Here is a 12,056-nt window from a genome sequence, read left to right on the forward strand (position 1 = left end):
TTGATGTATTTTCTTTTACTGTTAACGGGTAGTTTAAGTTATGCAGACAATAGGCTCACAACAGCGCTATCCGAACAAGGTTTTGTGCAAGAAGCAAAATCGATTATCTACGCATTGGAAGGTGAGCTATCAGAGACTTCGAATGTGTTTCGGCGGATGGTCATCGATATCAATGGTGACATCGTTGTTAAAAGGGTTCAGGAAATCTGGTTCTACCCGGATGTGGTCAGTGTCGAGGACTACGGGACTGATGTGATTTACATGGGTCAAAGTGATACTTCAATTGTGGTTAACGTTGCCGCGAGCGTGCAATCCGATGGCACGGTTACCATGATTGACCCCCAAACGATCCAATTTGCTGAACAGGATGCTTACAATACCTTCAACGATACAAAGGTTGCTTACCTCCCTATTCCCGGGTTAACTAAGGGCAGTTTCACGGTTACGGATTATGTGGTTACCGAAAATTTACGGCTGAATCAGGGTGGATACTCCGACGCATTGTGGGCTGAACATTACTTTCCTTTGTTAAGCATAGATTTGCGGGTTCGCTGGCAAAATATCGATCTGGTAACCGACAACTCTCATCCAATGTTAAAATGTGATCAACAAGTTCAGGAAGTACACTGTGTCGGCAGCAACATTCCAGCATTGAGAGCCACCAACAATGCTTTCATGCGGGACAAATTGCGTGGTCTTTCCGTCGCAAGAAAAGCAAGTTGGGATGATGTCATCGATAGCATGTTAACTCTCTATCAACAAGCATTTGAAGATGCCGATAAGGTTGACCGTTTATACGATCAGTTGTCCGCAGGTAAAAACCGTCAGGAAGATATTATTGACGCAATATTTAGATTTGTTTCCGAAGACATCCGGTATGTTTCATTGTCCACTGCCGGTCACACCCATCAGCCTCATAGCAATAATTCCGTTATCGCTAATCGTTATGGCGATTGCAAAGATAAAACCGCACTATTACACGCATTGTTGGTAAAAGCGGGCTTGAACCCAACACCGGTACTGGTTACAACATACCGTGCTGATGCAGGTCGTCTGGTGTTACCGAGTTTGGGATATTTTAATCATATAGTGCTGTGCTTTGATCGTAATGGTCAGTCATTTTGCCTTGATCCAACCGACCGTAATACGCATTGGACTTATACATCCGATTGGATACAAGGGAAGGTTAGCCTAGCGCTGAATCATGGTTCAATACCAAGCGTCATTACCAGTGCGACTTACCGTTGGCAAATGAACGTCGACACCCAAATAACCTTGATGCCAGACGGTGGAAGCCGCGAATCGGAGACTCGAACATACTTTGGCGAGTATGCGTCATTGCTTCGTTATCAACTGGAAAATGCGACCGGTGACAAACAGCTTGAGAGCTTAGAGAAGCAGTTCCGCGATGTGGTTGCCGACGTTGACAATGTTGATGTTAAGATCCTCACGCCGATAGACGGCGACCGGTTGACCTTCAAAGTATCTACCGAGGTAAGTTTCCAACCGTATTTGGATGTAGAGGCACCGCTGAATCTCACTGAATACGAATATTGGTTTGTTGACGAACTGTCATCATTGGCAATTCAGACAGCAACCGAGCCGGTAGAAGTGCAAGGTTTTCTTTTTAATAGTCGTAAAAGCATTGATTTCTCCTCGCATTGGCGGGTAACTAAAACAACGCCCGAGTTATTATTTGAACATCGCTTTGGTCGCATTGTTCGAGAGAGCGATGTGCAAAACGGCATCATGAAGGTCAACACTCGTATAGAAATGCCGCACCAGACCGTTGCGATTGAAGATATCGACGAGTTCAATAGGTTTATTGATAAAGTCAGTGATGTGTTGGATGTACGGCTTTACGGGGCTCTACGTTGAAAACACCTGTTCTCTAAACAGGATAGAAGTAACTGGATTGCCTCTACCTTTGGTTTCAGTTGAATAGTTAGTCCGTATTTTGAAATAGGCACTTGAGGTGACCGTCTCTTTATCGCATCGGTTTTAGCCAGTCAGCTTTCGTTGATTTCAACTCTGTTCCGGCCGCGTTCCTTTGCTCGATACAAAGCAATATCCGCGCGATTCAGGAACGTTTCAATGTCTTCGCTTTTTTGCATTTGTGAGACGCCGAAACTCGCGGTTAGATTTAATTGTTCAGGCCAAGCGGCCGATTCAATAGACTGCCGTAAATTTTCCGCGAGAATAGAGGCGGCGTTGAGCGATGTTTGTGGACAAAACAATACAAACTCTTCGCCACCCCAGCGGACGACGAGGTCATTTGTCCTGGTTCTTGTTTGCAGCAAGGTAGCGAATTGAGTAATCACTTGATCACCTAAACCGTGTCCATAGGTGTCGTTCACTTGTTTGAAGAAGTCGATGTCACAGAAAATGACCGAGCATTCCTCGCTGTTTTGCTGAACGCTCGTTTTGAGTTCCAACAATCGCTTTGCAACACCGTTGCGATTGAGCAGGCCAGTCAGCGCATCCGTTTTGGCCTGTAACTCCATGCGTTGAGAATGTGTGTTGAGTTTGCGGTTTAAATCATTGAGCTCCTGAACCTGTTTTTGTTTTTGATGAAAGGCACTGTTCATTCGAACGACCAAACTAAGCAGACTCAGCACCGCCAGTGTTATCCAAACGGCCAAGATAACGGTCAGTAACTGGGTATACGAAAGCACTTTACCGGTTAAGGTCAGCTCCTTGACCCATAACTCGTATTCACCAGGCGGTGTGTTCGTGCCCACGGACACTTCGATGACAGTAACGTTGGTAAACTCTGGCTGTGAATAGCGGATAGGAACGTTGTATTGACTCACCCACCATTCAGGTACCTGGAAGTAGCTCAAGGGAATGGTTTGGCGATGACCATCTGCGGTAGGGTTAAATTCAATGATGTTGAATTTTTCAGACGTTGGGTCTCCGGGCAGGCTGTATATAGGGTTAGGGTTTTTCATCTGCACCCTGACCTTCGCATCCGGGCTGTTTTTAAAGCCTAATTCCACGGTCACGGAATCGAATTTGGATAAGTCTAAGCCTTTGCCCTGCTGCGTAACATTAATGGCAATTTCACAAAACGAGTAGGTTTGGTTTTCTGGAAATAGCTCACAAACAAGGGTCGTCACAGATTTATCTGTCTCCAGAAATGACAGTGTGCTGCCTCCATTTGAACTGTCATCGACACTATAGACATTGTATTGCGGGGCATCCGGGCCAAGAATCGGCAGCGTCAAGTTCATACCGACGCGTTGCCAGCCAATTAGAATCAGAGTCACCAGAATAAGAAACACCAGTAACCACCGATACCCTCTTAGACTTAAAAAAGTCACAGCCCAAAACCTCTTGCAAATGCACTATATTAAAAAGATCTAAATTATGGGGGAAAGACTCTAATTTGCGCAGGGATTTACCGAACTAAGCCTCCGAACGCTGTTCTTATAGGGTCAATTAATGTGATGTGCATCACATTTTTGACGGTTTTCAGGTTTGGGTTCAGTCGGAAGGGCTTTTTGACGATGAACGCGAGTATGTCGCAAAGGTCGTTGAGTATTGATCTGCGAATGACCCTGCGCGTGCGCAGGGTTTGGGTCACCTCGGCGGGTATATACATTGCTTGAATACGGCGTCCAATGCTAGCCGGTCGATCTGAATAGGCGCCAAACTTACTTCACGGTTCAGCTCTGCTTCTATAAAGCATGTGAGCACTCCATTTTTTGCAATGAGCTGCTTTTCCAAGGCGGCTTTCTTTTGCGCCAAGAGTCCATTCACTTCAGCCAGTACTGATGGTTCTTCCTTTAAAAGCGCCAATAACGCATCGAATTCTATCGGTGGAGCGGTTTTGTGTGTTTCTATCCAGCGCATCGCCAACAATGGTCGCAGAACATAAAAGTACTTCTTCAGAGGCACAACCTCTTCTTGTAAGTAACCACGATAGTTTGTTTTCGCCATGCTTCGGTAATGGTGCCAACCACTCGGGCTTGAGTAACGTGTTTTCAGCATGTCACGCAGCGCGGGCGCGAAGGTTTTGTCGTCTCGATACACCAAGGGAGATTGCAGCCACTCTACCAATGATGGATTCGATTTATAAAACAACTGCAATGCCTTACGCACGTCCCAACCAGTTAAGTCAATATCATCAACGATAGGGTATTCGATGACATCGCGTTGCGGGAAAACGGATAAATACCAGTCTGTATTATGTGCATAAACAAAGCGTACATCGTAGTCGCTGTTCGGTGAGGCGAACCCCCAAGCGCGACTACCAGATTCAACCGCGTAGAGTATTCGTACGTTGTGTTCTGCTTCGACTCGGGCCAAACGTTCTACTATTTCTAATCTGACGGTTTCCTTTATCACGATACTGTTCTCCATTTATTATCAGCGGCTCAAATTCCGTCCCTGGAAAATGAACATCCTTTAGGTCAGAAGCTTAGACATGTTCAGGACCTGATCTAAACCACCGACCACCTGAATTTTTTCAATGCGTTCGGCAATTTTCTCTAAGCTTTCCAATTCTTTTAAACGCAACAGCACCGGGTTGTTTTCCATTAACTTCGCGGTGTTGTGCAGTGATCGTGTCGCGGAGGTTTCTTCGCGACGACGAATGCCGTTGGCCTCGGCGGCTTTTTGCGCTTGAACAACCTGATTCAGAATATCTTTCATGTCGCCAGGCAAAATGATGTCCTTCACGCCAACATCCTTTAACGCCACACCAATGTCTCGCAGTTTTTCACTGGCCTGCTCGAAGATAGTGGCCGAAATCGCCTGCTTGTTTTCGAGCAATTCATCTAAGGTTCGTGTACCAACCGCCTCCCGTAAGGCGAGTTGCAGAACGCGGTAAATATGATCTTCACCTTTTTTGACCATCGTGGTGTACACGGTGGCATCCACAACTTTCACCATGGCATTCAGGTTTAAGCGAATGGACACCCGATCTTTGGTGAGGATTTCCTGACCGCTGATTTCCTCCGTTTTCAAACGAAGGTCGACACTTTCAACATGCAATGCGCGTGTCATTGCCCAATAACCGTATCGGCCAGGCTGCAAGATTTCCTTGAGCGTGCCGTCTTCAAAGCGCAAACCGACGTGTTGCTCTGGAATCACGGCGTGCAGAATCCGTGGCTTGTTATAGGCAGCGTTTTCTAGACCTTGATGAATAATTTCGCGCAACAATGCCGTTTCGACGCGTACGTGCTCGTTAAGGTCGATCAGGGTTACTTCCCATTGGGCCGCCGCTTTCCAATAGTAGCGTTGATCATCTGGCGACAAGATCGTTGCTAGTTTGCCGTTCTTGTAAATCAGCGCGGCTTGCGCGTTGTTGGTTTTCACTTCCAGCAAATGTGCAGCCAGTTCAGGTTTTAGTGCCAACACACTGCCGTTTGTGTGTTTGAATTCGCAATCTTTCAGGTCCATCACTTCCCAATGACATTCCTGCTTTAAGTCCCAAAACGCATGCTTGCCCGGTTCCAATACCCGAACAAACTGCCGGTCTTTATACAATAAGGCGCGTTCGTGATCGGCGACCAGAATTGTTGTTTTAAATTTCATATCGTCATTCCTTTTTTAAAATGTTCGGTAGCCTGCCGTTCCGTTCGGGGACACTCGACTTGAATTGGGTTAGCGCTGCGTGCGACCAACACGCTAGACTGCAACGCGTTGGTTTCACGGAGCCCGAACCCAAAACAGAGGCCGGTGTTCAACCGTCTGGGGGCGGGAAGTGACTCGCAAGCTGGCTTGTTCGTCACCTCCGGCTACCTGTGGTTATTTCTCAAAAGCCGTGAAAGGGCTTGGAGCTAATGCGGGAATCGAACCCACAACAAATCGATTAACTGTCGATTGCTCTACCATTTGAGCTAATTAGCGATCTTGAGTAGGAATTGAACCTACAACCAATCGGTTCTAGCCGACTGCTCTATCCAATTGAGCTATCAAGTTCAATGTGTTCCGGTTACCCGTTGCCATTGGTACACCCTGCTTCAGTGAAGAGGTGCCAGGTTGGTGAAAAACCAACACCGTTAATAGCTGCACACACTGTCGTTATTACAAGTGACGTGCCAATTCATGAGTTGAGCGCAAAAATAAATTTTAAGTTGTTGTTTTTATTGATTTTTTTAGTTCTTAATGCGTTTTTTGCTGAAAAACCTAGCCGTTTCAGAGTGAGCTGATATGATCGTTATCGATTAAAGCTTATCGAGAAAGATCAGATGAAAAACGTCGTTGTGGGATTGGTCGGAACCGTTTTGGACATGCGGGGCAAGGGAGCGAAGCGTTGGGAGCGATGGCGACCGAGCGTGAGTGTGTGTCAGCAGGATGGCTTTCCAGTGGATCGCTTTGAGCTGATTCATGACAGGGACTACACGCGTTTTGCTCACCGCATTAAGCAAGACATTGAAGAGACGTCTCCCGGAACACAGGTTGTCTTGCATTCGATTAACGTGTCGGACCCGTGGGATTTTGAGCAAATGTACGGTGCGTTGCTCGACTTCTGCACACAGTATCGTTTCGATACGGAAACTGAGCAGTATCATCTGCACATCACCACGGGTACGCACGTCGCACAAATATGCTGGTTTCTGCTGTGTGAGGCGAATTACATTCCCGCAACTTTGCTTCAGTCTTCCCCAACACCCGATCAAAGTGCCAAGGGGCGGCTTCATCATATCGATTTGGATTTATCGAAGTACGACAAATTAGCGTCGCGATTCGAGCGGCAGGCGACGGATAATATTCAATTCATCAAGAGTGGGATCGAAACCAAAAACCAAAAATTCAATAGCATGATCGATCAGTTAGAGCGGGTCGCCACCCGCTCTGATGCGCCGATGTTGATTACCGGACCAACCGGTGCTGGCAAGTCGCAGATTGCCAAACGGATTTATGAACTTAAAAAACATCAGGGATTGCTGCGTGGTGAATTTGTCAGTGTGAACTGTGCGACGTTGCGTGGTGACGGCGCGATGTCGGCGTTGTTCGGACACACCAAAGGCGCGTTTACCGGGGCACAAAGCGCGCGGCAAGGGTTACTCAGTAAAGCTCATGATGGCTTGCTGTTTCTCGATGAAATAGGTGAGCTGGGCATAGACGAGCAAGCGATGTTACTGCACGCCATTGAAGAAAAGTGTTTTTATCCCGTCGGTGCTGATAAAACAGTGAACAGTAATTTTCAGTTAATTGCGGGGACCAATCGCGACCTGACGGCGAGCATTCGCGACGGTCTGTTTCGTGATGATCTGTTGGCGCGTATCAACCTGTGGTCATACGAACTTCCGGGCCTAGCACAACGTAAGGAAGACATAGCCCCAAACCTGGATTATGAACTGCAGCAATTAGAGCGGCTGCGCAAACAAAAAATATCCATGAATAAATCAGCGCGCCGCGCTTATTTGGCGTTTGCGGAATCGCCGGTGGCGACGTGGCCTGGAAACTTTCGTGACCTGAATGCGTCGGTGGTGCGCATGGCGACACTGGCTGAAGGTGGGCGCATTACGATCGACATAGTGGAAGAAGAGATTCTTCAGTTGCAATCGCGATGGCAGCGTCAAAGCGACTCCGGTGAACGTCAAATCGACCTAGCGGACTACCTTAATGTAGAGCAGCTGGCGTCGATCGACCGGTTTGACCAACACCAACTGGCTTACGTGATTGGGGTTTGTCAGCAGACGCATTCGTTGAGCGAAGCCGGACGTTTACTGTTTGATCAATCGCGACTGCAGAAGGCGTCCAACAATGATGGGCATCGGTTACGTCAGTATCTCGCGAAGTTCGGATTAAAGTTTGATGATTTTTGATCAGTAACGATCAAATTCGATAAAACGACTATGGCGTATCACAAGTCGAATCTTGGATTTTATAATAAAATCAATGAGTTACGATACTGGCACACCATTTGTAATGTCATCTGGTAAATCACATGCCATTCGAAGGAGAAAACCATGAGCATAGAAGTGATGAACGTACCGGGTGGTGTGCCTGTTAAGTCGTGGACAACCGGTGTTTTATTTGAAGAAAAAGCACGCCAGCAATTAAAGAACATTGCCTCCTTGCCTTTCGTGCATAAGTGGGTGGCAGCGATGCCGGACGTTCATTTAGGCAAAGGGGCTACCATCGGCTCTGTTATTCCGACGCTGGATGCCATTATCCCCGCTGCGGTGGGTGTGGATATTGGTTGCGGAATGATGGCCGCAAAAACCAATCTGACCGCCAGCGATTTGCCAGACAATTTGCACGCGGTACGTACAGCCATTGAACAGGCCGTGCCACATGGGCGGAATTTAACCCGTGGCCGCCGCGATAACGGGGCTTGGGGTCGTGCGCCGGAAATGGTGACGTCGCAATGGCAAACCCACTTGGCGGCGGGTTTTCAATGGCTGTCTGAAAAGCATCCGGTGCTAAAAAACACCAACAATGTGAACCACCTGGGAACCCTCGGTACGGGTAACCACTTTATTGAGTTGTGTTTGGATGAAGCGAACCAGGTTTGGATCATGTTGCACTCAGGTTCGCGCGGTGTCGGCAACCGAATCGGAACGCATTTTATTGAACTGGCTAAAAAAGAAATGCAACGTTGGCATATTCAGCTCCCGGACCAAGACCTCGCTTATTTGCCAGAAGGTGCTGAACATTTTAACGACTATGTTCAAGCCGTTGGCTGGGCGCAAAACTTCGCACGCATTAACCGCGAAATTATGATGGCAAACACCGTGACCGCTGTTTCAAAAACATTAGGCCGACCGGTTGATGCGAGCTTAGAAGCCGTGAATTGTCATCACAACTATGTGCAGAAGGAAAACCATTTTGGTAAAAACGTTTATCTAACACGTAAGGGCGCAGTGAGCGCGCAAAAAGGACAGCTGGGTATTATTCCAGGCAGCATGGGGGCAAAGTCTTTCATCGTGCGCGGTTTGGGTAATGAAGAAGCGTTTTGTTCTTGTTCGCACGGTGCCGGTCGCGTGATGTCGCGTACACAAGCGAAAAAAGAGGTGACCCTTCAGGAACATATCGCTGCGACCGAAGGGGTCGAGTGCCGCAAAGATGAAGCGGTGATTGACGAAACACCGCGCGCTTACAAAGATATCGATGCTGTCATGAACGCGCAAAAAGATCTGGTGGAGATTGTTCATACCTTGAAACAGGTCGTCTGTGTCAAAGGGTAAGCTCGGCTTACCCTGTGAAGTTTTCGCCAGTGGTTTTTTAAAAAAGCTTGCTTTGCGTTCAACTTGGGGGACCACCATGTGAGTCACTTCCCCGCTGGATATGTGGTCTGCGTTTCCGGGAGGCAGGATCTCTATTTTAGAACAAACTGATCTTAACATCGTCAGTACCGTGTTGCAGAAGTCAGGCTTACCTACGAATGAAATTGCGAGTGATATCTGCAGTGGGGACCTCACCCTTATCGCCAATTAGCGGGAGTGTGATCTTTTTGCGCATTTACGTCAGCAGACGAATTACCTTGGACTTCACTTCACCAGTACGTCTGATCAATTAACTAGGCTTGGTCGTGGCACTAAAAAACTGTTTGGCTATCCAAAGGAGAGCGGACTCCAAAACAACATTGAATATAGTTGTGCCGGTAAAATTGCAAGATGAGGCAATATGCTGTTTGTATCAACTGCAACTCAAAGACTAAGTCACTGCATGGCGCGACATGACACATCTTTATACGGTCAACCGGTTGCATTGTATCGGCAGTTATCAAAGTTTGAGCTCGTTCAATGTCATGGCGGAATCGGTACCATAACCCCTGCTGTTAAAGCAGGCGAACTATTCAGCATGGCAATTTAAGCAAAACGGTTGTGCGAGCGTTGCTCAACAAACATTAACTCTCTCATTTAACCCGCGCTTATCGATAGGCTCGAATCTCGTACTATGTCTAGTGTAGCTAACCTATGTATGTTCATTAATTTTTGATCATCAGCTGTCAGGTTTGAGACATGCCCCTTCGATTTGTGCTCACAGATCATGATCCACATTGAAATCCAAGAAAATCTCCATTTCACATTAGATAAGTAAGCGTTCAATCGTCAGGTTACGGATTACAAGCTATCGGCCTCACGTTTTGCTGTTGAATTTGTGCATAATTCACGGTTTTTGCAAATATTCTTGATTTCCCTCTATTTTGTGCTAATGACACTCTCCTGTTTTTATGCGAAAATCGTGCAATCTTGGCGGTCTAAATGCCAATCAGTTCTAAAATCTAAGGGAGTATTGATTAAATGGACTTTAAGCCGGTCTTTCTGTTGCCCGTCGTTTTTGTTGTTGCCTGTTCAGGGGGCGAAACGATCGCCAAAGTTGGCAAAGACTCCATCTCTAAGGCAAAGTTTGAGTCGCATCTGGCATTTAAGCGAATAAATCCAACAAATGTGGACCGTGCTTCAAGCGAACTCGACTCCTATTTGACACAAACTGCTCTGGCGCAAGCCATTGAACATCAAGAACTCACCGACAACGCCCTCCTTGCGGCTGAATTCGCCGACATCAAGAAGCAAATGACGATTAGCAGATATATGGCGGAGTATCTTGATAAGGCGGTAAATGATGTCGCTGTCGAAAACTACTATAACGGTCACCAAGAAGAGTTCACTCAACAAATTGCTCATGTCGCACATATCGTTTTTCGTGTGAGTACATCGATGACCGATGTTGAAAAGCAATCCGCACATCAGAAAGCCCGTGACGTTGTCGCCAGACTTGCAAAAGGCGAAGCGTTTGAAGTATTAGCTCAAAATATGTCCGATGATGTGTATTCTGCAGATAAAGGAGGAGATCTCGGGTGGGTCTCTCCGTCATCAATCGATCCTGCTTTTGCATCTTCAGTATTGTCGCTGAAGGAGGACGAAACCAGTGACATCGTTGAATCCCAATATGGATACCATGTCATCAAATTATTGGAGCCTTTACGGTCTCAAGTCTCACCATTGTCCCAGGTACAGGGTGATATTCGATATAAGCTACGTCAAAAGGCGAAAATTGCTGAAACACAGCGGTTACTTGACTCAGTCTCAATTGTCAAAGTGGATTAACCATGGCCAGAAAGAATTTATCGTTGTGGCTGGTGCTGACATATTTTGTCGCGGTTTTTGTTTCATGCAGCCGTAATGATTCGCCTGCGGAAGCCACGCAAGAAGAGCCTTGGGCTATTGTTAATGGTTCAGCTTTGACCGAGCCTGAACTGCAGTTTGCGCGCAATCGCTTTTTTGGCGATCAGTTTGTCGACGCTCGCGCAGACCAAAAGATTAGAGACAGTCTGATCGCTTCTCGTGCATTGTCACAAAGGGCAGAAAAAGCCCTGAGCGAAGAAATCTTAGCAGAGTTGGACATAGCTGTGAGAGCGTATCGTGAGGAGCGACTGATCGCTGCATACATTGAGGCAAACCGCACTGTCGAGCCAGTAAGTGCTCAGATGGTTGCTGAATACTATCAACAGCACTTGGCGGAATTTGGTGAAGCAACGATAAGGCGGGTTGAGGTACTAGAAGCGGATATAGCGTCTGCAGGTCTGACGCAAGCAGAATTGTCAAAAAAAGTATTTGAATACAGCAAAATCTCCGATTGGTCTGCCCAAGTATTGCCAGACTATATGAAAATCTATGAAATTAATTCAATGGCAACCTTGTCGCCCAAATTAAAGTCCGTTGTTGAAGGAACCGCCATAGGGTCCCGATCACCTCTGGTCATAGAAGAACACCGAATATCGGTTATACATGTCGTGTCCGAAAGTAAAATCCCTGCGCAACCCTTAAGTAATGTGAGTGTTGAAATTCGCAAACGATTAGCTGCGGCACAGTTGAAGAAAGAAATTAAGTCTCTTACCGAAGAAGCTTTAAGCGAAAGTGACGTAATTAAAAAATTCTAATCCAGGGATGAAAAATGAAGGGTATCCGTCCAGCTGCGAAAGTGAGACCTAGGGCCGTGGCTGTTTTAGTTGCTGGCATTATTTTGTCTTCAGCAACTACTGTCGCTTACCGATTGTGCAGTTTTTTCAGGGAGTTAATCAGAGGTATCAAGTGTTTAACTCTAGCAAAACACAAGAGTAGCACACTAAGATTATTAGCTCTGTCTCTGTT

The 12,056-nt window shown here is 46.7% G+C and carries 8 protein-coding genes and 1 tRNA gene; 5 read left to right on the forward strand and 4 right to left on the reverse strand.

The genetic code is table 11. The features are described 5' to 3' along the window. The first annotated feature begins 3 nt into the window (after positions 1–3). The gene (locus IYN85_RS11015; protein ID WP_196158947.1) at positions 4–1,878 is read left to right on the forward strand and encodes a DUF3857 domain-containing protein; all 1,875 of its coding nucleotides are present in this window, start codon (positions 4–6) and stop codon (positions 1,876–1,878) included. A 131-nt stretch (positions 1,879–2,009) separates the two neighbouring features. Here the strand turns inward: IYN85_RS11015 and IYN85_RS26365 are convergent, their stop codons facing one another. The 4 genes from IYN85_RS26365 to IYN85_RS11035 all read right to left on the reverse strand — a co-directional run bounded on the left by IYN85_RS26365 (position 2,010) and on the right by IYN85_RS11035 (position 5,856). Continuing rightward, a complete protein-coding gene (locus IYN85_RS26365) occupies positions 2,010–3,323 on the reverse strand; it encodes a GGDEF domain-containing protein (protein WP_196158948.1) in 1,314 nt (437 codons plus the stop codon). Between the two features lie 259 nt (positions 3,324–3,582). After that, on the reverse strand, positions 3,583–4,350 hold the full coding sequence (locus IYN85_RS11025) for a nucleotidyltransferase domain-containing protein (RefSeq protein WP_370592188.1): 768 nt from the start codon (positions 4,348–4,350) through the stop codon (positions 3,583–3,585). A 60-nt stretch (positions 4,351–4,410) separates the two neighbouring features. Continuing rightward, positions 4,411–5,541: a slipin family protein gene (locus IYN85_RS11030; protein WP_196158950.1), complete on the reverse strand. Its 1,131-nt coding sequence runs from the start codon at positions 5,539–5,541 to the stop codon at positions 4,411–4,413. A gap of 242 nt (positions 5,542–5,783) precedes the next feature. Next, positions 5,784–5,856, reverse strand: a tRNA-Asn gene (locus tag IYN85_RS11035). 341 nt (positions 5,857–6,197) lie between these two features. Here IYN85_RS11035 and rtcR point away from each other — a divergent pair. The 4 genes from rtcR (at position 6,198) to IYN85_RS11055 (ending at position 11,845) form a co-directional block, all read left to right on the forward strand. Then, positions 6,198–7,781 carry an RNA repair transcriptional activator RtcR gene (gene rtcR, locus IYN85_RS11040; RefSeq protein WP_196158951.1) on the forward strand — a complete coding sequence of 528 codons (1,584 nt, stop codon included), beginning with the start codon at positions 6,198–6,200 and terminating at the stop codon, positions 7,779–7,781. A gap of 144 nt (positions 7,782–7,925) precedes the next feature. Continuing rightward, positions 7,926–9,146, forward strand: a complete 1,221-nt coding sequence (locus tag IYN85_RS11045; RefSeq protein ID WP_196158952.1) for an RtcB family protein — start codon at positions 7,926–7,928, stop codon at positions 9,144–9,146. A gap of 1,059 nt (positions 9,147–10,205) precedes the next feature. After that, positions 10,206–11,012 carry a peptidylprolyl isomerase gene (locus IYN85_RS11050; protein WP_196158953.1) on the forward strand — a complete coding sequence of 269 codons (807 nt, stop codon included), beginning with the start codon at positions 10,206–10,208 and terminating at the stop codon, positions 11,010–11,012. 2 nt (positions 11,013–11,014) lie between these two features. Continuing rightward, positions 11,015–11,845 (forward strand): peptidylprolyl isomerase, encoded by an 831-nt coding sequence (locus tag IYN85_RS11055; protein WP_196158954.1) that lies wholly within the window; start codon positions 11,015–11,017, stop codon positions 11,843–11,845. Positions 11,846–12,056 lie beyond the last annotated feature (211 nt).

It is taken from the genome of Reinekea sp. G2M2-21 (assembly GCF_015687175.1).
Lineage (GTDB): Bacteria > Pseudomonadota > Gammaproteobacteria > Pseudomonadales > Natronospirillaceae > Reinekea.